Origin of the sequence: Nocardioides ferulae (assembly GCF_003660455.1) — a bacterium.
GTDB lineage: Bacteria > Actinomycetota > Actinomycetes > Propionibacteriales > Nocardioidaceae > Nocardioides > Nocardioides ferulae.
The window spans coordinates 13,985-39,959 of sequence record NZ_QZVR01000006.1 but is presented as its reverse complement, the minus strand read 5'-3'; the positions used below and the strand labels follow the sequence as shown (position 1 = coordinate 39,959).

26 protein-coding genes are annotated in these 25,975 nt (G+C 71.9%); 13 read left to right on the top strand and 13 right to left on the bottom strand.

The genetic code is table 11. The features are described 5' to 3' along the window. Positions 1-86: 86 nt before the first annotated feature. Complete coding sequence (gene fbaA / locus D6B71_RS09905; protein WP_121254541.1) at positions 87-1,118, bottom strand: class II fructose-bisphosphate aldolase; 1,032 nt, start codon at positions 1,116-1,118, stop codon at positions 87-89. A 274-nt stretch (positions 1,119-1,392) separates the two neighbouring features. On the opposite strand from fbaA, the gene D6B71_RS09900 reads away from it, so the two are divergent. The 3 genes from D6B71_RS09900 to D6B71_RS09890 all read left to right on the top strand — a co-directional run bounded on the left by D6B71_RS09900 (position 1,393) and on the right by D6B71_RS09890 (position 5,142). After that, on the top strand, positions 1,393-3,492 hold the full coding sequence (locus D6B71_RS09900; protein ID WP_206051666.1) for a M14 family zinc carboxypeptidase: 2,100 nt from the start codon (positions 1,393-1,395) through the stop codon (positions 3,490-3,492). Between the two features lie 110 nt (positions 3,493-3,602). Further along, positions 3,603-4,487 (top strand): hypothetical protein, encoded by an 885-nt coding sequence (locus tag D6B71_RS09895; protein WP_121254537.1) that lies wholly within the window; start codon positions 3,603-3,605, stop codon positions 4,485-4,487. A 166-nt stretch (positions 4,488-4,653) separates the two neighbouring features. Beyond that, positions 4,654-5,142: a SigE family RNA polymerase sigma factor gene (locus D6B71_RS09890; RefSeq protein ID WP_121254535.1), complete on the top strand. Its 489-nt coding sequence runs from the start codon at positions 4,654-4,656 to the stop codon at positions 5,140-5,142. Between the two features lie 45 nt (positions 5,143-5,187). Here D6B71_RS09890 and D6B71_RS09885 read toward each other — a convergent pair whose 3' ends face one another. Then, a complete protein-coding gene (locus tag D6B71_RS09885; protein ID WP_121254615.1) occupies positions 5,188-5,835 on the bottom strand; it encodes a TrmH family RNA methyltransferase in 648 nt (215 codons plus the stop codon). Positions 5,836-5,995: 160 nt separating this feature from the next. On the opposite strand from D6B71_RS09885, the gene D6B71_RS09880 reads away from it, so the two are divergent. Continuing rightward, complete coding sequence (locus D6B71_RS09880) at positions 5,996-6,781, top strand: DedA family protein (RefSeq protein ID WP_240641288.1); 786 nt, start codon at positions 5,996-5,998, stop codon at positions 6,779-6,781. Positions 6,782-6,808: 27 nt separating this feature from the next. Here D6B71_RS09880 and D6B71_RS09875 read toward each other — a convergent pair whose 3' ends face one another. Both D6B71_RS09875 and pyrE read right to left on the bottom strand, forming a co-directional pair. After that, complete coding sequence (locus tag D6B71_RS09875) at positions 6,809-7,465, bottom strand: DedA family protein (RefSeq protein WP_240641287.1); 657 nt, start codon at positions 7,463-7,465, stop codon at positions 6,809-6,811. A 12-nt stretch (positions 7,466-7,477) separates the two neighbouring features. Then, positions 7,478-8,023: an orotate phosphoribosyltransferase gene (pyrE, locus tag D6B71_RS09870; RefSeq protein ID WP_206051665.1), complete on the bottom strand. Its 546-nt coding sequence runs from the start codon at positions 8,021-8,023 to the stop codon at positions 7,478-7,480. Between the two features lie 43 nt (positions 8,024-8,066). Here pyrE and D6B71_RS09865 point away from each other — a divergent pair, with 43 nt between their 5' ends. Further along, positions 8,067-9,275, top strand: coding sequence for a pyridoxal phosphate-dependent aminotransferase (locus D6B71_RS09865; RefSeq protein ID WP_121254533.1), 1,209 nt, complete (start codon positions 8,067-8,069; stop codon positions 9,273-9,275). 23 nt (positions 9,276-9,298) lie between these two features. Here the strand turns inward: D6B71_RS09865 and D6B71_RS09860 are convergent, their stop codons facing one another. Together D6B71_RS09860 and clpB are read right to left on the bottom strand one after the other, a co-directional pair. Beyond that, a complete protein-coding gene (locus D6B71_RS09860) occupies positions 9,299-10,474 on the bottom strand; it encodes a hypothetical protein (RefSeq protein WP_126688229.1) in 1,176 nt (391 codons plus the stop codon). Between the two features lie 45 nt (positions 10,475-10,519). Beyond that, positions 10,520-13,114: an ATP-dependent chaperone ClpB gene (clpB, locus tag D6B71_RS09855; RefSeq protein ID WP_121254529.1), complete on the bottom strand. Its 2,595-nt coding sequence runs from the start codon at positions 13,112-13,114 to the stop codon at positions 10,520-10,522. A 159-nt stretch (positions 13,115-13,273) separates the two neighbouring features. On the opposite strand from clpB, the gene D6B71_RS09850 reads away from it, so the two are divergent. The 4 genes from D6B71_RS09850 to D6B71_RS09835 are packed head-to-tail and all read left to right on the top strand — an operon-like array spanning position 13,274 to position 15,965. Continuing rightward, complete coding sequence (locus tag D6B71_RS09850) at positions 13,274-14,059, top strand: hypothetical protein (protein WP_126688228.1); 786 nt, start codon at positions 13,274-13,276, stop codon at positions 14,057-14,059. Positions 14,060-14,110: 51 nt separating this feature from the next. After that, on the top strand, positions 14,111-14,434 hold the full coding sequence (locus D6B71_RS09845; RefSeq protein WP_121254525.1) for an SAV_915 family protein: 324 nt from the start codon (positions 14,111-14,113) through the stop codon (positions 14,432-14,434). Beyond that, a complete protein-coding gene (locus D6B71_RS09840; protein ID WP_121254523.1) occupies positions 14,431-14,724 on the top strand; it encodes a hypothetical protein in 294 nt (97 codons plus the stop codon). Before D6B71_RS09845 ends, D6B71_RS09840 begins: the two co-directional genes overlap by 4 nt. After that, positions 14,721-15,965: a hypothetical protein gene (locus D6B71_RS09835; protein ID WP_121254521.1), complete on the top strand. Its 1,245-nt coding sequence runs from the start codon at positions 14,721-14,723 to the stop codon at positions 15,963-15,965. Before D6B71_RS09840 ends, D6B71_RS09835 begins: the two co-directional genes overlap by 4 nt. A 58-nt stretch (positions 15,966-16,023) precedes the next feature. Here the strand turns inward: D6B71_RS09835 and D6B71_RS09830 are convergent, their stop codons facing one another. Genes D6B71_RS09830 through dnaK form a run of 4 tightly spaced genes read right to left on the bottom strand, consistent with a single transcriptional unit; the run spans position 16,024 to position 20,237 of the window. Beyond that, positions 16,024-16,509, bottom strand: a complete 486-nt coding sequence (locus D6B71_RS09830; protein WP_121254519.1) for a heat shock protein transcriptional repressor HspR — start codon at positions 16,507-16,509, stop codon at positions 16,024-16,026. Further along, complete coding sequence (gene dnaJ, locus D6B71_RS09825) at positions 16,509-17,693, bottom strand: molecular chaperone DnaJ (protein WP_121254517.1); 1,185 nt, start codon at positions 17,691-17,693, stop codon at positions 16,509-16,511. Before dnaJ ends, D6B71_RS09830 begins: the two co-directional genes overlap by 1 nt. 49 nt (positions 17,694-17,742) lie before the next feature. After that, a complete protein-coding gene (grpE, locus tag D6B71_RS09820; protein WP_240641286.1) occupies positions 17,743-18,384 on the bottom strand; it encodes a nucleotide exchange factor GrpE in 642 nt (213 codons plus the stop codon). Continuing rightward, positions 18,381-20,237 carry a molecular chaperone DnaK gene (gene dnaK / locus D6B71_RS09815; protein ID WP_121254515.1) on the bottom strand — a complete coding sequence of 619 codons (1,857 nt, stop codon included), beginning with the start codon at positions 20,235-20,237 and terminating at the stop codon, positions 18,381-18,383. The genes grpE and dnaK overlap by 4 nt, the downstream gene beginning before the upstream one ends. 223 nt (positions 20,238-20,460) lie before the next feature. On the opposite strand from dnaK, the gene D6B71_RS09810 reads away from it, so the two are divergent. Next, positions 20,461-21,303 (top strand): aldo/keto reductase, encoded by an 843-nt coding sequence (locus tag D6B71_RS09810; RefSeq protein ID WP_121254513.1) that lies wholly within the window; start codon positions 20,461-20,463, stop codon positions 21,301-21,303. 53 nt (positions 21,304-21,356) lie between these two features. Here D6B71_RS09810 and D6B71_RS09805 read toward each other — a convergent pair whose 3' ends face one another. The 3 genes from D6B71_RS09805 to D6B71_RS09795 all read right to left on the bottom strand — a co-directional run bounded on the left by D6B71_RS09805 (position 21,357) and on the right by D6B71_RS09795 (position 22,977). Continuing rightward, on the bottom strand, positions 21,357-21,917 hold the full coding sequence (locus D6B71_RS09805) for a hypothetical protein (protein ID WP_121254511.1): 561 nt from the start codon (positions 21,915-21,917) through the stop codon (positions 21,357-21,359). A 115-nt stretch (positions 21,918-22,032) separates the two neighbouring features. Then, positions 22,033-22,518, bottom strand: coding sequence for a nitroreductase family deazaflavin-dependent oxidoreductase (locus tag D6B71_RS09800; RefSeq protein ID WP_121254509.1), 486 nt, complete (start codon positions 22,516-22,518; stop codon positions 22,033-22,035). A 3-nt stretch (positions 22,519-22,521) separates the two neighbouring features. Then, positions 22,522-22,977 (bottom strand): nuclear transport factor 2 family protein, encoded by a 456-nt coding sequence (locus tag D6B71_RS09795; protein ID WP_240641285.1) that lies wholly within the window; start codon positions 22,975-22,977, stop codon positions 22,522-22,524. 45 nt (positions 22,978-23,022) lie between these two features. On the opposite strand from D6B71_RS09795, the gene D6B71_RS09790 reads away from it, so the two are divergent. Genes D6B71_RS09790 through D6B71_RS09780 form a run of 3 tightly spaced genes read left to right on the top strand, consistent with a single transcriptional unit; the run spans position 23,023 to position 25,945 of the window. Beyond that, positions 23,023-23,901: a TIGR03619 family F420-dependent LLM class oxidoreductase gene (locus D6B71_RS09790; protein WP_121254507.1), complete on the top strand. Its 879-nt coding sequence runs from the start codon at positions 23,023-23,025 to the stop codon at positions 23,899-23,901. Next, positions 23,898-25,115: a hypothetical protein gene (locus tag D6B71_RS09785; protein ID WP_240641284.1), complete on the top strand. Its 1,218-nt coding sequence runs from the start codon at positions 23,898-23,900 to the stop codon at positions 25,113-25,115. The genes D6B71_RS09790 and D6B71_RS09785 overlap by 4 nt, the downstream gene beginning before the upstream one ends. Continuing rightward, positions 25,112-25,945, top strand: a complete 834-nt coding sequence (locus tag D6B71_RS09780; RefSeq protein ID WP_206051664.1) for an SDR family oxidoreductase — start codon at positions 25,112-25,114, stop codon at positions 25,943-25,945. Before D6B71_RS09785 ends, D6B71_RS09780 begins: the two co-directional genes overlap by 4 nt. Positions 25,946-25,975 lie beyond the last annotated feature (30 nt).

Genomic DNA, 25,975 nt, shown 5'->3' with positions numbered 1-25,975 from the left:
GTTTCGGTCGCGGGTCCGGAAATGCGACCGACCCGCCCCCAGCGGGGAGCGGGTCGGTGCGGAAGCGGCGAGCCGCGAGCGGCGGATCAGCCCAGCGTCTTGCCGGCCGAGCGCAGGTTCTCGCAGGCCTCGACCACGCGGGCGGCCATGCCGGCCTCGCCCGCCTTGCCCCAGGCGCGCGGGTCGTACTGCTTCTTGTTGCCGACCTCGCCGTCGATCTTCAGCACGCCGTCGTAGTTCTGGAACATGTGCGCGGCCACCGGGCGGGTGAAGGCGTACTGGGTGTCGGTGTCGACGTTCATCTTCACCACGCCGTAGTCGACCGCCGCGGCGATCTCCTCGGGCAGCGAGCCGGAGCCACCGTGGAAGACCAGGTGGAAGGGCTTGGCGCCGGCCTCGAGGCCGAGCTCGGCGACGACCGCGTCCTGGGCGTCCTTGAGCACCTCGGGGCGCAGCTTGACGTTGCCCGGCTTGTAGACGCCGTGCACGTTGCCGAAGGTCAGCGCCGTCATGTAGTAGCCGCGCTCGCCGGCGCCGAGGGCCTTCACGGTCGCCAGCGCGTCGGCCGGGGTGGAGTAGAGCTTGTCGTTGATCTCGTTGGCGACGCCGTCCTCCTCGCCGCCGACCACGCCGACCTCGATCTCGAGGATGATCTTGGCCTTCACGCAGCGCTCGAGCAGCTCGGTGGCGATGCTGAGGTTCTCGTCCAGCGGCACGGCGGAGCCGTCCCACATGTGCGACTGGAACAGCGGCTCCTCGCCGCGTGCGACCCGCTCCTCGGAGATCGCCAGCAGCGGCCGGACGAACCCGTCGAGCTTGTTCTTCGGGCAGTGGTCGGTGTGCAGCGCGATGTTGACCGGGTAGTTCTTCGCGACCTCGCGGGCGTAGGCGGCGAACGCCACCGAGCCGGCGACCATGTCCTTGACCGTCGGGCCGGAGAGGTACTCCGCGCCGCCGGTCGAGACCTGGATGATGCCGTCGGAGCCCGCGTCGGCGAAGCCCTTGAGGGCCGCGTTCAGGGTCTGCGACGACGACACGTTGATCGCGGGGAACGCGTAGGCGCCGCCCTTCGCGGCGTCCAGCATCTCGGCGTACTTCTCAGGGGTGACGATGGGCATGCGGATTTGCTCCTCGGATTCCGGGCAGGACACTTCACGGACGTCTCCGACCACCCTAGTGGCTGCTCGAGCGGCCCCCCACGGGTCATTGGTCCCAAGCTGGCGGGACCCGGCCGGCCCTCTGGAGCACTCCTCGACCGGTCCCGCGCACGCCCGGACGGGCGTGACATCCGCGGGGCAGTGGCGTTGACCCGGGCACACCCACGCCCTGGAGGTCCCCATGTCCCGTCGGCCGTCCCGCCGGTCCCCGCTCCGGCGCCGCAGCGCTCGCCTCGTGGCCGGCGCGCTCCTGGTCGCCGCCCTCGGCGCCGGTCAGCTGAGCGCCCCCGGCACGAGCGCGGCCGGACCGGTCGGCGAGGTGTTCCGTCCCCAGCTGGTCACCGTCGCGACCCCGACGGCGGCCGACAAGCAGCGGCTCACCCGGCTCGGCCTGGACCTCACCGAGCACGCCGGCCACGACTACGTCGAGGTCGTGCTGCACACGCCCCTGGACCTGGCCCGGCTCGCCGCGGCCGGCTTCGACCACGACGTGCGGATCCCCGACCTCATCGCCCGCAGCCTCGAGGTCGCCGCCGCCAACGAGCGGTACGCCGCCCGGGTCGCCCGCTCCCCGCTGCCGTCGGGCCGCGTGGGCTACCGCACCCTGGCCGACTACGAGTCCGACATGGCCGAGCTCGCCGAGCGGCACCGACGGATCGTGCGCACGTTCACGCTGCCGCGGCCCAGCCTCGACGGGCGAGCGATCCACGCCGTCGAGATCGGCCGCGGCGTGCGTCGCGGGCTGACCGGCCAGCCGACGTTCGTGTTGCTCGGCGTCCACCACGCCCGCGAGTGGCCCTCGGGCGAGCTCGCGATGGAGTTCGCGATCGACCTGGCCGACAACTACGGCCGAGACCCCCGGATCACCCGGCTGCTGCGCCGGGCGCGGGTCGTGGTGGTGCCGGTGGTCAACGTCGACGGCTTCCACCTCTCTCGCACCGACGGCGAGTTCCTCGACCTGCGGGCGCTCAACGACTACGACCCGCTCGACGGGTCGCTGTCGGTGCTGGCGACGGTCGGCCAGGCCTACAAGCGCAAGAACTGCCGCATCGTCGACGGCCAGGACACCTCCGACGGCAGCTGCGTGCTGACCCTCAACAGCAACGGCGGCTTCGGCAGCGGCGTCGACCTCAACCGCAACTACGGCGGCTTCTGGGGCGGGCCGGGGGCGGCCGGCCCCACGCCGGACGCCGGCGAGGTCGGGGCGGGCATCCTCGACCCGACCTACCGCGGCGCCGCGCCGTTCTCCGAGCCGGAGACCCAGAACGTGCGCGACCTGATCGCCAGCCGGCAGGTCACGATGATGATCAGCAACCACACCTTCTCGAACCTCATCCTCCGCCCGAACGGGGTCAACCCGGCCACGCTCGGCCCCGACGGCAAGCCGGTCGGCGACGCCCCCGACGAGTCGGCGCTCAAGCGGCTCGGCGCCAAGATGGCCGCCCAGAACGGCTACGCCAACATCCACGGCTGGCAGCTCTACGACACGACCGGCACCACCGAGGACTGGTCCTACAACGCGACCGGCGGCTTCGGCTACACCTTCGAGATCGGCGCCAACGAGTTCCACCCGCCGTTCCCCGAGGTCGTCGACGAGTACCTCGGCGCGGGCGAGCACGCCGGCAAGGGCAACCGGGAGGCCTACCTGATCGCCCTCGAGCACGCCGTCGACACGGCGTACAGCGGCGTGATCAGCGGCCGGGCCCCGCGAGGCGCCACCCTGCGCTTGACCAAGTCGTTCGAGACCCCGACCTGGGCCGGGTCCTTCGCCGACGGGGTCGACACCGCCATCGAGCCGCGCGGCCGGTTCTCGTGGGTGGTGAACCCCTCGACCCGGCCGGTCGTGCAGCCGCGCAGCTACACCGAGCTCGCGACCGAGCCCTACGACACCCGCACCACCGAGGGCGCCGTCGCCGGCCCGGGCGAGCACACCGACCACGAGGTGGTGCTCGACGAGGCCGTCGACGTCTGGCGCATCGACCTCGACTGGCCCACGCCCGACGACCTGGATCTGACGGTCTTCCGCAAGGAAGGTGACGAGCTGGTCGAGGTCGGCTCCTCCGGCAACGCGCCCGGCGAGAAGGAGTCGGTGGAGGTGCCGTCCGCCGCGGCCGGACGCTACGTGGTCCGGGTGACGAACTACGCCTCGCTCTCCCCGTCCTACACGCTGACCGAGTCGCTCTTCCGAGCGCGCACCCACACCACCGCCGGCCACCGGGAGAGCTACACGTTCACGTGCGAGGTGGAGGGCCGGGTGCTCCAGCGGGAGCGGGTCTTCATCGACCGCGGCGAGCGGCTGCGCCTCGACCTCGCGCCGTGCCGCCGGAGGGCCTGAACCGAACCTGGATCCCTGTTGCCGCGTCCTCCTCACGGCTGGTGACAACCTGACGACGCCGCGTTCCGTATCACCGGTGAGAGCCTGAGACTCACGAGACGGAGCGAACCATGACCGACACCCTGCACGACGAGCTGGACGCCGCGTTCGGCAGCGGCCCAGCACACCGACCGGTCGAGGTGACGCTGGGGGCCGGCCGGCGTGCGCTGCGGCGCCGCCGGGTCTCCGCGCTGGCCGGGGCCGTCGCGGTCGCCGCGGTGTTGGGCACGGGCTTCGCCGTGAGCTCGCCCGGAGGCCAGGGGCGCAGCACCAGTGAGATCGCCGCCGATCCGTCGCCGATGCCCTCCCCGACGTCGGTCCCGGCGGTGGACGAGGAGTGGTCGAAGGGCGAGGTGGTCCGCTACGCCGACGACGGCACCCTCCAGGTGCGCCCGGGCGTCGAGGTGCACGAGCGGATCGAGAACCCCTACGACTTCGTGCCGCCCGAACGCTCCGACGCGCTCGACCTCACCTTCCGCGGGCAGCGCACCTGGGCGATCCTGACGCTGGACCGCGCGGCCGGGGAGGAGGGGCTGCAGTTCGGCGCGAGCATGGCGACGCCGAGCAACGGCTGGGCCGACTTCGCCCACTACGTCGCCGACCAGGTGAGCGTCGACCGCGGGGGCAGCGGCGCCCCGAGCGGCTGGCCGGGCACCCTGCGGCTGACCGCCGAGGGCGAGGTGGTTCCGACCTCCGGCACCGAGGTGCTGCAGCGCACCGACGACCCGCGCCTCGGCGACCGGTTCGCCCCACCCGGTGTCCCGACCGGTGCCGCGCTGCTGCGCGCCGGCGAGGAGCGGCGCGAGCTGTTCGTGGTGTGGCGGGTCGAGGGCGGCGTGCTGGAGGTCGTCACCACACCGATCGACGACCCGTCGGCGAACCTGGTGGGGGCCACGTTCGCCGAGCTGCTCTCGTGGGCGCGCGGGCAGTACGCCTCCGGAGAGGGCCTCCGGTGAGCGAAGCGCGAGGCCGCTGGGGCGGCGGGCCGGCAGCACACAGTCCGATTGCGGCCGAGCTGCGAGCGAACGGGGCGGTGCGGAGCGAAGCGCGAGGCCGCTGGGGCGGCGGGCCGGCAGCACACCGTGCGGTTGCGGCCGAGCCGGGAGCGAACGGGGCAGTGCGGTGAGCCGGGCCTCGCGAGACGAGGAGTTCAGCGACTTCGTCGCGGCGCGGCAGACCCACCTGCGCCGGATCGCCTATGCGCTGTGCGGCGACTGGCACCGCGCCGACGACCTGCTGCAGACCGCGCTGGTCAAGCTGTACGTCGCGTGGCCGCGGCTGCACCGCGACGGCCGGGAGGAGGCCTACGTGCGGCAGATCCTGGTGCAGGCGAACATCGACGAGAGCCGGCGGCCGTGGCGTCGTGAACGGCCCGGTCTCGACGGCCTCGACCCGTCGGCTCGGGACCCGCTGCCGGTGGAGGAGCGCTCGGCGCTCTTCGACGCGCTGCAGTCGCTGCCGCTGGCCCAGCGCCGGGTGGTGGTGCTGCGGCACTGGCTCGGCCTGTCGGTGGAGGAGACCGCCCGCGAGCTCGGCATCGCGCCGGGCACGGTCAAGAGCCACTCCTCCCGCGCCGTCGAACGACTCCAGGCGGTGCTGACCGCCCGTTGACCCGCGCCTGCTCGGGGTCGGCCCAGCGCCGGCCGGTGGCCTGGCTCAGCCGCGCCACGCGTCGTCGCCGGACAGGTCGGCGTGCTCCCGGATCCAGGTGTGCATCGCGATCGCGGCGGCCGCGGAGGCGTTGATCGAGCGGGTCGACCCGAACTGCGCGATCGAGAAGGTGCCGTCGCAGGCCACGCGGGCCCCTTCGGAGAGCCCGGGCCCCTCCTGTCCGAACAGGAAGCAGACCCGTCGCGGCACCGTCATCGTCTCCAGATGCGCCGAGCCCGGGAGGTTGTCGATGCCGAGGAGGGTCACCGGACCGCCCGGCCGCTCCTTGAGGTAGCCGGAGAGCTCCTCGACGTCCGGGTGGTGGCGTACGTGCTGGTAGCGGTCGGTGACCATCGCCCCGCGGCGGTTCCACCGCCGGTTGCCGACGATGTGCACCTCGGCGGCCAGGAACGCGTTGGCCGTGCGCACGATCGTGCCGATGTTGAAGTCGTGCTGCCAGTTCTCGATCGCCACGTGGAAGTCGTGGCGCCGGGTGTCGAGGTCGGCCACGATCGCCTCGAGCGTCCAGTAGCGGTAGCGGTCCACGACGTTGCGCCGGTCGCCCTCGGCCAGCAGCACCGGGTCGTAGCGCTCGTCGTCGGGCCACGGGCCCGCCCAGGGACCCACCCCGACCTCGGCCGGCCCGTGCGGCATCGGGTCGTACGGCGCGCGCCGGGCCGCGGAGGCAGGTTCCGGGCGGTCGGGCTGGTCGGGCACGCGGCGAGAGTAGTCATCCCGGGGTCTTCCCTGAGCCGCACCCCGGTGTTCCCCCGGCGCGGGTCACGGAGTCGGCGTGGCCAGGTACCGTTCTGGGGTGCCCGCGCTCGACCTGCTGTCCGGTCTCCCGGATCTCCTCCACCCCCTCCTGCTCGGGATGGACTGGATGGACCCCGACTACCTGCTGGACCGGTTCGGCGAGGAGCTCCTGTGGCTGAGCCTGGCGATCGTCTTCGTCGAGTGCGGTCTGTTCTTCCCGTTCCTCCCCGGTGACACGCTGCTGCTCTCCCTCGGCGTCTTCATCGCCACCGAGGACATCGACCTGTTCGCCGCGGGCGCCCCGGTCGAGCTGGTGATCGCGCTGGCGCTGCTGACCGGCGCGGCGTTCTTCGGCAACGTGGTCGGCTACGAGATCGGCCGGCTGATCGGTCCCCCGCTGTACCACCGCGAGGGCCGGATCCTGAAGAAGAAGTACTTCGACCAGACCCAGGCCTTCTTCGACAAGCACGGCAACAAGGCGCTGGTGATCGGCCGGTTCGTGCCGTTCGTGCGCACCTACATCACCGTGGTCGCCGGGGTCACCCGGATGAGCCGCCACCGGTTCATGCTCTGGAGCATGGTCGGCGCGGCGCTGTGGGTCGTGAGCATCACGCTGCTGGGCTACTTCCTCGGCACCCGGGTGCCGTGGCTGCGCGACAACATCGACTACGCGATCATCACGATCCTGGCGCTCTCGGTGGTTCCGGTGGTCTACGAGTGGTGGCGACACAAGCGCACCTCCGGGCCGCGTGGCGACGACAACGACGGCGACGGGGTGCCCGACGTCGACATCGCCGGCTTCGACACCACCGACGACGAGTTGCGGGCCCACTCGCGGGACTGACCCTCGGCGAGCGCGCCGGGTCGCGGATCAGCGCTCGCCGCGGCGGCGCTGCCGCTGGTGCCGCACCCGCGGCACCAGCCAGCGCAGGGTGAGCAGCACGACGACGGCCAGCACCACCCACTGCAGCCACCCGATGACCGGCTCGACCAGATGCCACTCCTCGCCGAGCAGGTAGCCGGCGAGCACGAAGGCGGTGTTCCACACCGCGCTGCCCGCGGTCGTGAGCAGCGCGAACTCCCACACCGGCATCCGGTCCACTCCCGCCGGCACCGAGATCAGGCTGCGGAACAGCGGCAGCATCCGTCCGAAGAACACGGCCTTGCGGCCGTGCCGCGCGAACCACGCCTCGGTGCGCAGGAAGTCGCGCTCCTCGATCAGCGGCAGCCGGCACCACAGGGCGAAGACGCGATCGCGGCCCAGCCGTTCGCCCAGGAAGTAGAGCACGAGCGCGCCGGCCAGCGAGCCGGCGGTGGTCCACAGCAGGGCCGAGGTGAGGGAGAAGCTGCCGCGGCTGGCGGCGAACCCGGCCAGCGGCAGCACGATCTCACTGGGCAGCGGCGGGAACAGGTTCTCCAGGGCGATCAGCAGCCCCGCTCCGAACCCGCCGAGCCGCTCCATGACGTCGACCGCCCAGCCGGCCACGCCGCTGAGCTCGTCGGGGTCCTCCGCGACCAGTGCCTGCACGGGCGCGCCGGGTCAGCCGGCGTTCAGCGCGCGGGCGGCGTCCAGTTGGACCTTGGTGAGCACCGGACGCACCTCGAGGCCGACGTCGGACAGGGGGTTCTCACCCTCGGGGCTGCGGTCGATCGCGCACACGACGACCTCGACGACGGCGCCGGCATCGCGCAGGGCCCGCGTCGCGTCGCGCACCGCCCCACCGGTGGTGATCACGTCCTCGACGAGGGTGACCCGGCGGCCGGCGACGTCGGCGCCCTCGGCGAGCTTGCAGGTGCCGTAGGTCTTGGCCTGCTTGCGCACGAACAGCGCGGGCAGCCCGACCAGGTTGCTGAGCGTGGTCGCGAGCGGGATGCCGCCGAGCTCGAGCCCGCCGAGCAGCTCGGTGCCGGCCGGCAGCAGCTGGGCCATCTCGCGGGCGACTCGGCCCAGCAGCAGCGGGTCGGACTCGAAGAGGTACTTGTCGAAGTACTCGCTCGCCTGCTGCCCGGAGCGGAGCGTGAACTCGCCGGTCAGCCGGCAGCACGCGTCGATGTCGGCGGCGAGGGTGGGGTCGGTCGCGGTCACGAGGCCAGATTAGTGGTGTGGCGGGTCTCCTAGAGTCGGGGCCATGACGGCCGACTCCCACCGCGACCCGCGCCTCGCCCGGCGCCTGCACGGCATCCCGCCGACGATCTTCGCGAGGATGTCGTTCCTGGCGACGGCGACGGGGGCGGTGAACCTCGGCCAGGGCTTCCCCGACGTCGACGGGCCGAGCTCGGTGGCCGAGCGGGCAGCCGCGGCGCTGCACTCGGGCCGGCACAACCAGTACGCCCCCGGCATCGGCATCCCCGAGCTGCGCCACGCCATCGTGCGCCACCAGCAGCGCCACTACGGCCTCGACCTCGACCCCGACCGTCAGGTGGTGGTCACCACCGGCTGCACCGAGGCGATCGCCGCGGCGATCCTGGGCCTGGTCGACCCCGGCGACGAGGTGGTCGTGCTCGAGCCCTACTACGACTCCTACGTGGCGATGCTGCAGGTCGCCGGCGCGGTACGCCGCCCGGTGACGCTGCGTGCGCCCGACTTCCGGCTCGACGTCGAGCAGCTGCGGGCGGCGGTCACCCCGTGCACCCGGTTCGTGCTGCTCAACACCCCGCACAACCCGACCGGCACCGTGCTGACGCAGGCGGAGCTGCAGGCCGTGGCCGACCTGGCGATCGAGCACGACCTGGTGGTGATCACCGACGAGGTCTACGAGCACCTGACCTACCCCGACGGTCAGGGCGACGCGGCCACGCACCGGCACCTGCCCATCGCGACGCTTCCCGGGATGGCCGAGCGCACGCTCACGCTCTCCAGCGTCGGCAAGTCCTACTCGTTCACCGGCTGGAAGGTCGGCTGGGCCACCGGCCCGGCGGACCTGGTCGAGGCGGTCCTCGCGGCCAAGCAGTGGCTCACCTACACCTCGGGCTCGCCGCTCCAGCCGGCCGTCGCCCATGCCCTGGACGAGGAGGGCGACTATCCGCTGCGGCTCGGCGCCGACCTGCGCGAGCGGCGCGACCTGCTCTGTGCGGGGCTCAGCGACCTGGGGCTGCGGGTGCGGGTGCCCGAGGGCACCTACTTCGCGCTCGCCGACATCGGCGAGCTCGGCTGGCCCGACGGCGCCACGTTCTGCGACGCCCTGCCCGACCGGGCCGGCGTGGTGGCGATCCCGGTGCAGGGCTTCTACGACGACGCCGAGGCCGGGCGGCAGCTGGTGCGCTTCGCGTTCTGCAAGCAGCCCGAGGTGATCGAGGAGGGCCTGCGGCGGCTGTCCGCCGCCGACCTCACCGCCTGAGGCTCAGCCCGGATCCTCCGGGCTCAGGACTGCCTGCTGCCACGCGCGAACCAGGCCCGGACGTCGGGTCGCCACAGCAGCACCGCGGTCACGACGTAGCCGGCCAGCGGCAGCGCCGTGACGAAGACGAACGGGGTCAGGGCCAGGCTGCCCACCGCCGAGACCACGGTCAGCACGAACAGCGCCACGTGCGCGCCGGAGAGCCGGCGCCACGCCAGGATCGCCAGCACCGACGCCGCCCCCACCCACAGCAGGCCGACCGCGACCATCACCGCGGTGCCGGCGATCAGCTCGGACTCGGTGGGCAGCTGGACCTCGAGGCCCGACATGAACTGGTCCTGCGCCTCCTCGAACGCCGCCTCGTCGAGGAAGAGGTCGGGAGAGGTGATGGTCAGCACCAGCAGCAGGCCCAGCACCAGCGCGGTCAGGCCGGAGAGCAGCCAGGTCAGCGCGCAGGCCCAGACCAGCCCCGCAGGACGGGTGTCGGCTCCGCCGGGCGACGCCTGGGGCGGCGGCTGCCCGGCACCCCATGGGCCGGGAGTGGCGCCCACCCGGTCGGCTGCCCGGTCACCGGCATGACCACCGGGCCGGGCCGAGGGGGTGCCGAATCCGGAGACGGCGCGGGGTCCGGCCCCGGCCGGCGGCTGCCGGTCGGGTGCGGCGTCGGGCCCGGGGCGTCCCTGCTGGCCGAACCGGGGCAGCTCGCCCGGCTGGTGGGCCGGGTTCGAGCCGCGCTGGGCTCCCGGAGCGTGCGGGTCGGGGCGGTGCCGGGTGACGCCGTCGAACCAGTCGCGGGAGGGCTGGAACCACAGCATCGCGGTGGCCGCCGCCACCAGCGAGGACATGAAGCCGCCGGCCACCAGCCCGGTCAGGAACACCGGCACCGCGAGCACGCTCAGCATCAGCCGGGCGGCCTTCGAGCGGCGCAGCAGCTGGTAGCCGAGGATCGCCATCGCCGCGGCACACGCCCCGGCGACCAGCGACACCACGTGCAGCAGGTCGAGCACCGACTCGGTGCTCATGCCGAACCCGTCACCGGGCGGCTCCGCCAGGAACCGGTCGACGGCCTTGCGGGTCTCCAGGCTGCGCAGCCCGGAGACCCGCTCGAAGACCGAGAGCACCACCACCACCGAGCCGACCATGATCAGCCAGGCGGCCACCGTCACCTGACGGGGGCGGGTCGGGGTGGAGTCACTCATGTGACCATTCAACAGAACGGCCGGTCGGAGTGGGCGCCCCGGGCCTCACTCGGCGGTCAGCGCGAGGCCACCACCCTCGGCGGCCACGTCGACGACGACCCGGCCGCCGTCGACCACCTCGCCCCCGATCAGCATCCGCGCCAGCGGATCGCCGATCGCGGTCTGGATCAGCCGGCGCAGCGGGCGGGCGCCGTACGCCGGGTCGTAGCCGGTGTCGGCCAGCCAGCCGCGCGCGGCGTCGGTGACCTCGATCGTGATCCGGCGCACCGCCAGCCGCTTCTCGAGCAGGGCCAGCTGCAGGTCGACGATGTGGGTCAGGTCGGCCAGCGTCAGCGCGTCGAACATCACGACCTCGTCGAGCCGGTTGAGGAACTCCGGCTTGAACGAGGAGCGCACCACCGCCATCACCGACTCGCGCTTCTTCTCGGGGTCGAGCAGCGGGTCGACCAGGAAGTTCGAGCCCAGGTTGCTGGTGAGGATCAGGATCGTGTTGCGGAAGTCGACGGTGCGGCCCTGGCCGTCGGTGAGCCGGCCGTCGTCGAGCACCTGGAGCAGGATGTCGAAGACCTCCGGGTGGGCCTTCTCGACCTCGTCGAGCAGCACCACCGAGTAGGGACGGCGCCGGACGGCCTCGGTCAGCTGACCACCCTCGTCGTAGCCGACGTAGCCGGGGGGCGCACCGACGAGCCGGGCCACCGAGTGCTTCTCGGAGTACTCGCTCATGTCGATGCGCACGATCGCGCGCTCGTCGTCGAAGAGGAAGTCGGCCAGCGCCTTGGCGAGCTCGGTCTTGCCGGTGCCGGTGGGGCCGAGGAACAGGAACGAGCCGGTCGGGCGGTGCGGGTCGGAGATGCCGGCCCGGGAGCGGCGTACCGCGTCGCTGACCGCGTTCACGGCACCGGCCTGGCCGATCAGCCGCCGACCGATGACCTCCTCCATGCGCAGCAGCTTGGCGGTCTCACCCTCGAGCATCCGGCCGGTCGGGATGCCGGTCCAGGCCTCGACGACCTCGGCGACCTGCTCGGGCCCGACCTCGTCGCCGACCAGCGGCTCGGTGGTCGCCTTCTCGCTGGCCTCGACCGAGCGGATCTGCTGCTCGAGCTCGGGGATCCGGCCGTAGTTGATCTCGCTGGCCGCGGCCAGGTTGCCCTCGCGCAGCAGCCGCTCCGCCTCCATGCGCAGCTGGTCGAGCTGGCGTCGCAGCTCGCCCTCGCCCTCGAGGGAGGACTTCTCGTGCTCCCAGCGCACCTCGAGCGCACGCAGCTCCTCCTGGCGGTCGGCCAGGTCGGCCTTGAGCTTCTCCAACCGCTCGCGGGAGGCGTCGTCGCTCTCCTTCTCGAGCGCGAACTGCTCCATCTTCAGGCGGTCGACCAGGCGGCGCAGCTGGTCGATCTCCTCGGGCGAGGACTCGATCTCCATGCGCAGCCGGGAGGCCGCCTCGTCGACCAGGTCGATGGCCTTGTCGGGCAGCTGGCGCCCGGTGATGTAGCGGTCGGAGAGGGTCGCCGCGGCGACCAGGGCGGCGTCGGTGATGCGGACCCCGTGGTGGGCTTCGTACTTCTCCTGGATGCCACGCAGGATCTGGATGGTGTCCTCGACGCTGGGCTCGCCGACGAAGACCTGCTGGAAGCGGCGCTCGAGGGCGGGGTCCTTCTCGATCCGCTCGCGGTACTCGTCGAGGGTGGTGGCGCCGATCATGTGCAGCTCGCCGCGGGCCAGCATCGGCTTGAGCATGTTGCCGGCGTCCATCGCGGAGTCGCCGCCCGCGCCGGCACCGACGACGGTGTGCAGCTCGTCGATGAAGGTGATGACCTGGCCGCCGGCCTGCTTGACCTCCTCGAGCACCGCCTTGAGGCGCTCCTCGAACTCGCCGCGGTACTTCGCGCCGGCGACCATCGCGGCCAGGTCGAGGCTCAGCACCCGGCGGCCCTTGAGCGAGTCGGGGACGTCGCCGGCGACCACCCGCTGGGCGAGGCCCTCGACGACGGCGGTCTTGCCGACGCCGGGCTCGCCGATCAGCACCGGGTTGTTCTTGGTGCGCCGTGAGAGCACCTGCACCACCCGGCGGATCTCGGCGTCACGACCGATCACCGGGTCCAGCCGGCCCTCCTCGGCGGCACCGGTGAGGTCGACGGAGTACTTCTCGAGCGCTTCGTAGGTCGCCTCGGCGTCCTGGCTGGTGACCCGCCGGTTGCCGCGGACCGCGGTGAGCCCGTCGCGCAGCCCGGCCTCGCTGAGCCCGGCGTCGGTGAGCACCTTCTTCGCCGAGCTCTCGACGGTGGCGAGCGCGATCAGGAGGTGCTCGGTGGCGACGTAGTCGTCCTTCATGCCGGCCGCGAGGTCGATCGCGGTGGCCAGCACCCGGGTCAGCGCCGGCGAGGCGCCGGGCTGCTGCACGGTGGCGCCGGTCGCCTTCGGCAGGGCGTCGCGCTGCGCCGCAGCCGCCCGCACCAGGCCGGGCGCGTCGGCACCGGCCTTGGTGACCAGGGTCGCCGGGGTGCCCTCCTCCTGGAGCAGCAGCGCGACGAGCAGGTGGATCGGCTCGGTGGTGGTGTTGCCGGCGCTGGTCGCCGAGACCTGGGCGGCCTCGATGGCCTCCCTGCTTCGGGTGGTGAACTTGTCGGCTCCGAACGTGCTCACTGGGCTCCTCCTGGTGCGGCGAGGACCACTGTGGCCCCTGCTTCTGCAAACGTGCAAGAAGTTGAGTTCATTCCACTCAACTCTAGGCCATGGCGGAGGCCCCCGGCAGAGGTGCACCCGGGTGGTTTCGCCTCGCTCCACCCGGGTGACACTGGGGAGGTGTCCCCACACTCGTCCCTGCCCCCGCCTCGCCGGTGGTCCTGGCGCGCGAAGGTCGGCGACGTGCTCGGCAACCTGCTGCTCGCGCTGCTCGGCGTCGGGCTCATCGCCGGCGCCTACCTCGTCGGGCGCGACGTCGTGATGCTCCGGGTGCTCATCGCCTACACCGCCTTCGGGGTGCTGATCACGGTGGCCCTGGCGGTGTCGATCGCCTTGACCCGTCGACTGCCGGGCCTGCGCCGCGACCGGCTCGACGGCGAGCCGGCCCTGGTCGTGCGCTCGTGGCCCGGCGACTGGTGGCACACGATCTCGCTGGACACCGGCCTGGTCCTGCTCGCCGGCACCGTCGTCGGGTGGGCCGGCACCCGCGGCACCGAGCTGCTGCTGCTCACCCTGCCGGTGATCGCGGCCGGAACGTGGCTCTTGGGCCGCGTCATCCTCACCGCGGCCGGGCGTCGTCACCGTGAGGCGGTGTGGCTGAGCGCGACCGAGATCGTCCACGACGCCGCGTGGGGCCGGGAGCGCGTGTCGCGCGAGGCAGTGACCCGAGTGCGCGCCTCCACCGCGCCCGGCGCCGACACCCTCGTCATCGAGGTCGACGGACCGATCGACCGGCAGCTGGTCCCGGCTCCCTGGCGCTCGCGCCGGGCGGGCAGCCCCGACGGGCGAATGCTCGTCGGGTGCGCCCTGATGGGGCACGCCGCCAGCGACCTGGCGCCCTGGCTCGCCGACGAGCTGGGCATCGGCCCGACGGTCGGCCGCGGCCGGCACACAGGCCGACGGTGATGCGGGAAAGCCAGAGGTTTGGCGACGCGGCAGAGGGTGACACTCCCTGGCGTGACCACGCCGACCCACGAGCCCGACGGCCCCGGCCGGACGACCGTCGACGGCCGAGCCCTGCCCCCCGTCGTGTACGTCCCGACCACTGACGAGCCCGACGCCGCCGACCGGCGCATCGTCCTGCACCGGGTCACCGACGGACGCACGGCGCTCTACGCCTACTCCGCCCTGGACCGGCTGCACGACCACTACCTGCCGGAGAGCCGGTGGGTGCTGTGCGACGGCTCGGCCCTCCAGCGCATCCACGACGCGACCCCCTACGACCTGCTCTTCGTCGACGTCGACCCCGGGCTGCGCGACCACCCAGGAGCGGCGCTGTGAGCGAGCTGTACGTCGACCTGGCGGTGCTCTCCGACATCGCCGGCGAGCTCGACCTGGCCGCCGACGGGCTCGACGGACTGGCCGGGAGCGTGCCCGGCGGGGTCGACGCCGGCCCGATGACGGCGGTCATCAACGTGATGCTGGCCCAGGTCACCGACAGCGCCGCCAACGTCTCCGAGTCGTTGACCGCCTCCGCGGCGCTGGTGCGCTTGTGTCGTCGCTACTACCAGCAGGCCGATGCGGATGCCGACGCCGGCCTGAGCGAGATCCGGGAGGCGATGGAGGGGTGAGCATCGACACCGAGATCAGCGGCCAGCCGACCTCCATCGAGGGCGCTGCCGACTGGCTGCGCGACTCGCTGGCCAAGGAGCTCGGCGACGCCTCGGACGCGTTCAACCAGTCCCGCAGGGACGCCACGGCGTCCTGGGACGGCTCCGGCGGCTCCCAGTTCTCGACCACGATGGGTCGTGGCCGTGACGCGACCGAGGACCTCGAGGAGGCGGCCAAGAAGATGGCCACCGACCTCGACGAGTTCGCCGAGAAGCTGCGCAGCTGCCAGGAGGACATGCGCGCCGTGCGTGCCGACGCTCGCGGTGCCGGGCTGACCGTGTCCGGCTTCGTGATCCAGGACCCGGGGGCCGGCCCTTCCCGGCCCCCGGATCACTTCGTCGGCACCGAGTCCGAGGTCGAGGCTCACAACCAGCGAGTGGCGGCCTACAACGCCCACCAGGAGCTGGTGCGCGCCTACAACCGGGCCTCGCGCGAGGCGGCCCGGGTCGACCGCGCCTACGCCACCGCCTGCCGGCAGCTACAGGATCGCTACAGCGTGGGCGAGCACGCCGCGTGGCTGGTCACGATGGGCGAGATCCTGGGCGACGGCGCCGCCGCCGCGGCGGCCGCCGGCCTGGCCATGAACCAGTCCAAGCTGAGGGGTCGCGCCGGTGACCTGCTCGACGAGGCCCAGCGGGCGATCGACGACCTGCAGGCCCATCCCGAGCGCTACGTGAAGCGCAAGTGGTTCTTCTTCCGGACCCTCGACGAGGCCAGGCTCGAGGCGGACCGTCTGGCGATCCAGGGCAAGATCGACGAGGCGCAGGACCTGCTCGACCGCTCACGGGCGCTCGACGACGCCAAGCTGCCCAAGTACCTCGGCCGCGCAGGCAAGCTGCTCGGCCCGATCGGTCTCGGTCTGGGCATCTACAACGACTACCAGGAGGGCGAGAGCGACGTGCAGATCGCGGTGTCGCAGGGCGGCTCGTTTCTTGCGGGCGCGGCCGCGGGCGCCGGCATCGGCGCGGCCGTGGGGTCGGTGGTGCCGGTCGCGGGCACCGCGGTCGGCGCTGCCGTCGGCACCGTCGTCGGTGCCGGTGTGGCGATCTTCTCCGACGGCGCGATCGACTCGCTCTTCGAGAACGGGCCCGATGTCGGTGCCGCGTGGGACGCCGGCGTCGACGCCCTGGCCGACACCGGTGGCGCGATCGCCGACGGGGTGGGCAGCGTCGTCGACGGGATCGGTGGCCTCTTCGACTGAACCCGGTGGGGGATGCCCGGGACCACGTCGCGGCGAGGCCGCGCCGACCGCGTTCGCGTCAGTGGCCGCGGCGCCAGACCACGATCGCCTGACCGGGCTCCTGCCGGGCCAGCACCGGCAGCTTGTTGGGCCCGAGCCGCCGGGTGTCGGGACCGCGACCGGCCAGCGCCTGCCGCAACGCGTCGCGGGTGGCGTCGAGCTCGGCGAGGAGCTCCTCGGTGCGCGCCTGCAGGGCGGTGACCTGGTTCTCGAGCTCGAGGATGCGGCGTACCCCCTCGATGCCGATGCCGGCCGCGGTCAGCTCGGAGATCTCGCGCAGCCGCTCGATGTCGCGGTAGGAGTAGCGGCGCCCGCCGCCGACGGTGCGCCCCGGGGTGATCAGCCCGAGCCGCTCGTAGGTGCGGAGCGTCTGCGGGTGCAGGCCGGTCAGCTCGGCCGCCACGCTGATCACGAACACGGCAGCGTCGGGCGGTGGCGGCGCGAACGCGGCACGCTCGCGGGCCTGCTGGGCCTGCCGCCGGGGACCGCCGGGCTGCTGTGGCATCACGGCGTCCTTTCGAACAGCCCCGCCCGCAGCGGCTTGTCGGCCGTGGCCTCGCGATAGGCCTCGACCGCCTGCCGGGCGGCCGCGTCGAGCACCGCGGGCACGTGCACGGTCACGGTGGCGAGCAGGTCGCCGACCGTGCCGTCGGCACGCCGGGCGCCCTTGCCGCGCACCCGGAAGGTGCGGCCGTTGGGAGTGCCCGCGGGGACCCGCAGGGTCACCGGGGCCCCGTCGATGGTCGGGATCTTGATCTCCGCCCCGAGCGCCGCCTCGTCGAAGGAGATCGGCACCTCGATGGTGAGGTTGTCGCCCTTGCGGCCGAAGATGCGGTGCGGGGTCACCTTCACGGTGACGAACAGGTCGCCGGCCGGGCCGCCGTGCTCGCCCGGGGCGCCCTTGCCCCGCAGCCGGATGCGCTGACCGTCCTTGACGCCTGCGGGGATGCGGGCCGAGATCGTGCGAGCGGAGGTGCCCCGGCCGCTGCCCTGACAGGTGGGGCACGGCTCGTCGTAGACCAGCTGCCGGCCGCCGCAGGCCGGGCACGGCTCGTTCATCGTGAAGGCGCCGCCGACGGAGGCCACGACGAAGCCGTTGCCCTCGCACTCGGCACAGATGTGGGGCTTGGTGCCGGGCTTGCCGCCGGTGCCGGAGCAGCCGGGGCAGGCCGCGTCGGAGGTCAGCCGCAGCGAGATCGTGACGCCCTCGAGGGCGTCGGTGAACTTGATCGTCGCGCTCGACTCGACGTCGGCACCCTTCTGGGGACGGCTGCGCCCGGCACGGGACCGGCCGCCGAAACCGCCGAACAGGTCGCCGAACATGTCGCCGAACCCGCCGCCGGCACCGCCCGCCGCACGGTCGCGCAGCAGGTCGTTGAGGTCGAACCCCCCGCCGCCGCCCTGGCCGCCCGGGAACCCGCCGCGGAAGCCGCCCGAGCCGTAGAGCGAGCGCATCTCGTCGTACTTCTTGCGCTTCTCGGGGTCGCCCACGACGTCGTAGGCCTCGGCCACCCGCTTGAACTTGTCGTGCTTGCCGGTGTCGCCGGGGTTGGAGTCGGGGTGGTGGGCGCGCGCGAGCTTGCGGTAGGCCTTCTTGATCTCGTCGGCCGTCGCGTCCTTCTTCACGCCGAGCTCGGCGTAGAAGTCCTTCTGGGCCCAGTCGGCCCGGAACCCGTTGTCGGCGCTCACGCGCGCACCCCCTTCCTCGTGTCTGTGCGGGTGTCTCTCAGGGTCTGGCTCAAGCGGTCTCGGGGTCGACGACCAGCACCTGCGCGGCGCGGACCACGCGCTCGCCGATGCGGTAGCCGGCCTTCGCCACGACCTTGCACGTGGTCACCTCGACCTCGGGGTCGGTGCCGATGTGCGAGAGCGCGTCGTGCAGATTCGGGTCGAAGGCATCGCCCACCGCCCCGAACTTCACCAGGCCCAGGCCGGCGACGACCTTCTCGAGCTGCTCGGCGACCGCCTTGAAGCCGCCCTCGAGCGGCTCGTGCTCACGGGCCCGGTCGATCGTGTCGAGCACCTCGATGATCGGGACCAGCACCGCATAGGTGGCGTTCTCGCGCAACAGCTCGCGGTCGCGCTCGACCCGGCGCTTGTAGTTGAGGAACTCGGCCTGCAGCCGCTGCAGGTCGCCGGTGAGCTCGACCAGGTCGCGGTTGGCCCGCGCCAGGTCGTCCTCGACCTCGACCTCGCCCTCGTCGCCGGCATCAGGCGTCGGCTCACCCGGCGCGTCCTGTGGCGCGATCGGCACCTCCTCGCCCGCGGTGCCGGCCGAGCCCGCGTCGGTCCCGGTCGGCGGTCCGGCGGCGCCGGCCGCCGGGGCCGGCTGGTCGGCCGGCCCCGTGGCCTGATCGTCGGGTCGCTCGCCGTCGGTCACTTGGCGTCGTCCCCGGTGTCGGTGGCCTCGTCGACGATCTCGGCGTCGACGACGTCGTCGTCGGCCTCACCGGTGGCTCCGGTGGTGCCGCCGGCCGCGGCGCTCTCGGCCTCGGCCGCTGCGTACATCGCGGCCCCCATCTTCTGGCTCGACTCGCCCAGCTTGGTGATGCCGGCCTGCATCTCCTCGGCGGTCGCGTCGTCCTTCTCGAGCGTCGCCTTGAGCGCGTCGAGGTCGGCCTGCACCTCGGTCCTGACGTCCTCGGGGATCTTGTCGGTGTTGTCGGTGAGGAACTTCTCGGTCGTGTAGACCAGCGAGTCGGCCTGGTTGCGGGTCTCGATGGCCTGCCGGCGGCGGGCGTCCTCCTCGGCGTACTGCTCGGCGTCGCGGACCATCCGGTCGATCTCGTCCTTGCTCAGCGCGGAGCCGCCGGAGATCGTCATCGACTGCTCGCGGCCGGAAGCCTGGTCCTTGGCGGAGACGTGGACGATGCCGTTGGCGTCGATGTCGAAGGTGACCTCGATCTTCGGCACGCCGCGCGGCGCCGGCGGCAGGCCGGTCAGCTCGAAGTTGCCCAGCGGCTGGTTGGCGGCCCACATCGGACGCTCACCCTGGGCGACCTTGATCTCGACCGACGGCTGGTTGTCGTCGGCGGTGGTGAAGATCTCCGAGCGCTTGGTGGGGATCGTGGTGTTGCGCTCGATCAGCGTGGTCATCACGCCGCCCTTGGTCTCGATGCCGAGCGAGAGCGGGGTGACGTCGAGGAGCAGGACGTCCTTGACCTCGCCCTTGAGCACGCCCGCCTGCAGCGCGGCGCCGAGCGCGACCACCTCGTCGGGGTTGACGCCCTTGTTGGGCTCCTTGCCGCCGAGCAGGTCCTTGACCACGTCGGTGACCGCGGGCATCCGGGTGGAGCCGCCCACCAGGACCACGTGGTCGATGTCCTTGACCGCGACGCCGGCGTCCTTGAGCACCTGCTGGAACGGGGCCTTGGTGCGCTCGAGCAGGTCGGCGGTGAGCTTCTGGAACTCGCTGCGGGTCAGCCGCTCCTCGAAGTGCAGCGGGCCGGACTCGCCGTGGGTGATGTAGGGCAGGTGGATCGTGGTCTCGCTCGAGGAGGACAGCTCGATCTTGGCCTTCTCGGCGGCCTCCTGGAGGCGCTGCTTGGCAATCTTGTCGCCGCCGAGGTCGACGCCGTTGCCGTCCTTGAACTTCTTGACCATCCACTCCACGACGCGGGCGTCCCAGTCGTCACCACCGAGGTGGTTGTCGCCCGAGGTCGCCTTGACCTCGACGACGCCCTCGCCGATCTCGAGCAGGGACACGTCGAAGGTGCCGCCGCCGAGGTCGAAGACCAGGATCAGCTGGTCGTCACCCTTGTCGAGGCCGTAGGCCAGCGCCGCGGCGGTGGGCTCGTTGACGATGCGCTGCACGTTGAGGCCGGCGATCTCACCGGCCTCCTTGGTGGCCTGGCGCTGGGCGTCGGAGAAGTAGGCCGGGACCGTGATCACCGCGTCGGTGACCGGCTCGCCGAGGTAGGCCTCGGCGTCGCGCTTGAGCTTCTGCAGCACGAAGGCGCTGATCTGCTGGGGCGTGAACGACTTGTCGTCGACCTGGGTCTTCCAGTCGGTGCCCATGTGGCGCTTGACCGAGCGGATGGTCCGGTCGACGTTGGTGACGGCCTGGCGCTTGGCGACCTCGCCGACCAGCACCTCGCCGTTCTTGGAGAACGCCACGACCGACGGCGTGGTGCGCGCGCCCTCGGCGTTGGCGATGACGGTGGGTTCGCCACCTTCGAGAACCGAGACGCAGCTGTTCGTCGTCCCGAGGTCGATGCCGACCGCACGAGCCATGGTGTGTTACCTCCGGTGATCAGTCCTGGGTTGCAAGCGCAGCGCGCCGCTCCCAGCGAGTGTGACAAAGAAGTTGAGTGGGTTCAACTCAAGTTCGCTCACAGGGCTCAACGGAAGCGGCCGGCGGATTGTTCCGCCCCGCAGGTGAACCAGGCGACGTGCTGCTGCGCACACCGGCACGCGCCGGGGAATCGCTTTGGGTCCCCGTGGTCTTGTCTCAGGTATGACCGTTCCGACCATCACGCTCCACGACGAGACGTCCATCCCCCAGCTCGGCTTCGGTGTCTACCAGGTGCCGCCGGCCGAGACGGCCGCGACCGTGGCCGCCGCCCTGGAGGTGGGCTACCGCCACATCGACACCGCCCAGATGTACGGCAACGAGCGGGGCGTGGGCGAGGCGATCGCCGCCGCCGGCCTGCCGCGCGACGAGGTCTACGTCACGAGCAAGCTCAACAACGGTTTCCACCGCCCCGACGACGCGCGGCGCGCCTTCGACGAGACGCTCACCGCCCTCGGGCTCGACCGGATCGACCTGTTCCTCATCCACTGGCCGCTGCCGACCCGCTACGACGGCGACTACGTCTCCACCTGGCAGACGCTGGCCGAGTTCGTGGCCGACGGGCGAGCGACCTCGGTCGGCGTCTCGAACTTCCAGCCGGCCCACCTCGATCGGATCGTGGAGGAGACCGGCATCGTGCCGGTGGTGAACCAGATCGAGGTGCACCCCTACTTCACCAACGAGGAGGCCCGCGCGGCGTCGATCCGGCACGGCGTGGAGGTGGAGGCCTGGTCGCCGATCGCGCAGGGCCGGGTGCTGGAGGACCCGGTGATCACCAAGATCGCCGCCGAGCACGGCAAGACCCCCTCGCAGGTGACCCTGCGCTGGCACGTCGAGCGTGGCGACATCGTCTTCCCCAAGTCGATGCACCGCGAGCGGATGCAGGAGAACTTCGAGATCTTCGACTTCTCGCTCTCGGCCGACGAGGTCGCCGCGATCGCCGCGCTGGACCGCGGCGAGGACGGCCGCACCGGGCCCGACCCGGACACCTTCGACTGGATCCCCTGAGCCGGTCAGCCGGTCAGCCGGTCAGCCGGTCAGCCGGTCAGCCGGTCAGCCGGTCAGCCGATGGTCACCTTGACCTGGTTCGACGTCTGGCCGGTCTCGGTGTCGATGACCCGGAACCGCTGCTCGCCGGCCCGACCGGTCTGGATCCAGGTGCTGAAGGTCTCGTTGGTGACCACGGCGTCGACGCCGGCGAAGTCGGTCCAGCCACCCTCGAAGATCTGCACCTGCACCACGGCGCCCTCACCTTGGGGATAGACACCGGTCAGGTCGATGCGTCCCATCGGGCTCACCGATGTCTGGCCGGCCGAGAGCGAGATCTGCTTCTTGGGCGACTTGGTCTCGGTGGGCTCGTCCGGCGCCGACGAGCCGCTCGAGGAGTCGCCCGGCTGGGCGGGCAGGGTGATCAGCGGCCCGGTCGCCGAACCGGTGTCGGTGGGCTTGGGCAGATAGAGCGACTGCTCGGAGGTGGTGCGCCCGGTCTCGTCGCCGTCGCCGAGCCCCAGCACCCGCGTGGCGGCCAGCGCCGCACCACCCAGCACCAGGCCGACCGCCATGGCCACAGCGACCAGGGCGACCAGCCCGGTCAGGACCGGGCGCTTCTCGCCAGTGTCCATGCGCTGCTCCTGCCCCCTGGATGCCCGGCGGTTCCGGGACCGCGCCCATTCTCCGCGACCGGGGCAAGTCCGGCCAAGCCGGGAGCGTCGGCCCGGGGGACCAGCGGGACGGGATTCAGCGAGGATCGAGGACGACGACGGGGATCTCGCGGTCGGTCCAGGAGCGGTAGTTCTCGAAGTCGGCATAGAGGTCGACCAGGCGTGGCCACAGCTCTGCCCGCTCCTCGGGGCCGGCGGTGCGCGCCCGCACCCGGCGTACGCCCTCGCCGCGCAGCTGCACGCTGACGTCGGGCTGCGCCAGCAGATTGGCGTACCACTGCGGGTTCTTCGGCAGCCCACCCTGGGAGGCCACGATCACCAGCCGCTCGCCGTCGGCGAGATAGAGCAGCGGCGTCGTGAACGGGCGGCCGGACTTGCGGCCGACGTGGTCGAGCAGCAGCGTCGGCACCGGCTTGCGGAAGCCGGCACCGATCCGCCAGCGACTCCCGATCCGGCCGTTGGTGCGCCGGAACGCCCACACCTGCGCCCGTGCGCCCCACTTGATGAGCTTCGCGACCCACGGCGAGTCCAGCTGCGCGGGCTTCTCGGCGGGCAGCGGCATCGCTCAGAGCCCCCGCTTCCAGACCAGCTGCTCGTGCAGGCGACGGCTGCGCCAGCCTGCGGGCGTGCGCACCATCGCGTGGTGGTAGATGCCGCCGAACTCCACGACCATGCCCCGTCCGTCGCCGGTGGGCAGCACCATCGGGTTGTAGAAGTACGCCGCGACCTGCGCCTCCTCGCCGGTCTCGGACAGCTCGACGGAGACCTGCCCCAGCAGGTGCTGGCGCTGCGGGAAGATCGGCAGGTTCTCGCCGAGCCACGCCTTGACCACCTCGAACCGGTCGGCGATGCCTCCGGTCTCGGTGTAGTCGATCTCGGCGTCGGGGGTGAACACCTGGTCGAGCAGGTCCCACTCACCGGTGTCGATGGCCCGCGTGTAGCGGGTGAGCACGTCGGTGATCTCGAGCCGGGCGAGGATCGGCGCGGGGATGGTCACGGAGGCGTTCGAGTCGGTCTGCACGGGAGCACTCTGGCAGAGAAGTGAAACACGTTCTAGTGTGCCGGCATGCGATTCACCTACGCCGAGGCCATGACCCAGGCGGAGTACTACGCCCCGCTCGCCCAGGCGGCGGAGTCCGCCGGCTACACGAGCATGACCGTCGCGGACAGCCTGATCTATCCGCGCGAGTCCGACTCGACCTACCCCTACACCGACACCGGCGACCGCGAGTTCCTCGATGGCAAGGAGTTCATCGAGACGATGGTGCTCTGCGCGCACCTGTTCGCGGTGACCACCACACTCCGGCTCACGCCGTTCGTGCTCAAGCTGCCGGTGCGACCGCCGGTGCTCGTCGCCAAGCAGGCCTCCTCGATCGCGTTCCTCTCCGGCAACCGGCTCGGTCTCGGGGTGGGGCTCTCACCGTGGCCGGAGGACTTCACCGCGATGGGCGTGCCGTGGGCCCGGCGCGGCAAGCGGATGGACGAGTGCATGGAGATCCTCCGCGGGCTCACCAGCGGTGACTACTTCGGCTACGACGGGGAGTTCTACTCCTTCCCGCCGCTCAAGCAGAGCCCGGCGCCGACCCAGCCCATCCCGCTGCTGGTCGGCGGCCACTCCGATGCCGCCCTGCGCCGCGCCGTACGCCTGGGGGACGGCTGGATGCACGCCGGCGGCGACGGGGAGGAGCTGGACCGGCTGCTCACCCGGCTGGCGGAGATCCGCCGCGAGGAGGGTCGTGACGGCGATGACTTCGAGGTGCACGCGATCTCGTTCGACGCCTACACCCCCGACGGCGTCAAGCGGCTCGAGGACAAGGGCGTGACCGACTGCATCGTCGGCTTCCGGGTGCCCTACATCGTCGGGCCCGACACCGAGCCGCTGGCGAAGAAGGTCGAGCATCTCGAGCGGTTCGCCGAGACCGTGATCGCGAAGGTGAACCCGTGAGCCGAGTGAGCGAAGCGCGCGGCCGCACCGACGGCGACGGAGCGGCCGAGGTTGCCGAGACCGCGGCCGCGACGCGGAGCCTCGGGCTCACCCAGCCGCTCCAGGACGCCATCGCCGAGGCTGAGGAGCTGATCGCGAACGCGCCGTTCATCCGCACCGAGCAGGATCTCCTCGAGGGCTACGCCTACCTGGCCGGACGCATCCGGATGGCGATGCAGACCGCGTTCGACTACGACCTCGACCGGCCGCTGTTCATCAACCCCACCCACCAGTTCTCCCGCCAGGGCCTGGACAACCCCGACGCGATCTACTTCCACGCCTACGTCCGCGAGGGCGTCGAGTACGTCGTCCGCGGCCGCCGCGGCACGTCCGCCGACCTCTCCTTCCAGGCCATGGGCGGCGCCTACTCCGCCGACTCGGCGGCGACCTCGCTGATGGCCTTCGACGACCGCGAGCTCGACATCGCCGACGACGGCAGCTTCGAGTTCACCTACGTCGCCGAACCGGGCGCCAAGACGCTGATCGTGCGCGAGGTGTTCTGCGACTGGGACACCGAGGAGCGCGGCACCCTGTGGATCGAGCGCCCCGACACCCTCGGCAGGCCCTCCGCGCCGCTCACCCGGGACCGGCTGGCCAAGCAGTACGACGTGGCCGCGCGGTCGCTGGTCGGCTCCATCCAGACCTGGTTCGCCTTCCCCCACTTCTTCCAGTACCAGGAGCCGGTCAACACGCTCACCTCGCCGAAGTCCACCCCAGGGGGGCTGGAGTCCCAGCGCTCCTCGATCGGCCACTACGAGCTCGACCACGACGAGGCGCTCGTCGTCACCGTGCCCGAGTGCGGCGACTGCGCCTACCAGGCGATCCAGATCGGGTCGGACTGGTACGCCTCCACCGACTACGAGACCCACCAGACCTCGCTGACCAAGGCCCAGGCGGTCACCGACCCCGACGGCCGGATGCGCTTCGTGATCAGCGAGCAGGACCCGGGCATCGCGAACTGGCTGGAGACCACCGGCCACCGGACCGGCCCGATGATGCTGCGCTGGCAGCGCCTGGAACGCGACCTGGGGCCCGACGACGGGCCGACCATCGAGAAGGTCAGGTTCTCCGAGGTCGCCGATGCCCTCCCCTACCACTCCCCCCTCACCCCCGAGGAGTACGCCGCGCGGATCGCCGCCCGGCAGCGCTCCGTTGCGCGAAGGATGATCAGTTGACCGCCACCGGCACCCCCGTCTCCACCACCCCCGGGTCCTCGCTCGAGGGCCTTCCCCTGCTCACCGACAAGGTCGTCGTGCTCTCCGGAGTCGGCCCCGGGCTCGGGCGCTCGCTCGGCGAGGAGGCGGCCAAGATGGGCGCCGACCTGGTGCTGGTCAGTCGCACCGAGCGTCGCCTCGAGAAGATGGCGGAGGTGGTGCGCGCCCACGGACGGCGCGCACTCGTCGTACCCACCGACATCAACGACGAGGACGCCCGGGCCCGGCTGGTCGAGCGGACCATGGAGGAGTTCGGCCGCGTCGACTGCCTGATCAACAACGCCTTCGGCATCCCGCCGATGGACCCGCTCACGACCCTCACCGTCGAGCAGCTGCGGGCGGCGAACGAGACCAACGTGTTCGCACCGCTGCGGCTCTCGGCGCTGTTCGCCGACGCGCTCGCCGCGACGCACGGCTCGATCGTGATGCTGAACTCCTGCGTGCTCTACCAGTCCCAACCCGAGTTCGCCGGCTACAAGCTGTCCAAGGGGGCGCTGTCCCACCTTTCGTCGTCGCTGGCCACCGAGCTGGGCCCGCGCGGCATCCGGGTCAACAGCGTGGCGCCGTCCTACATCTACGAGGACGTCAACAAGGGCTACTTCGACTGGCTGGCCAGTGAGGCCGGGGTGACACACGAGGACATCTACCGGGAGAAGGCCGAGCCCACCGACCTCAAGCGGCTCGCGACCCCCGAGGAGATCGCCCGTGTGGTGCTCTTCCTCGCCAGCGACCTCGCCAGCGCGATGACCGGTCAGACCCTGAACGTCGACTGCGGGGAGTTCCACTCGTGAGCCGCCCGGTGGTCGAGCTTGCCGAGACCC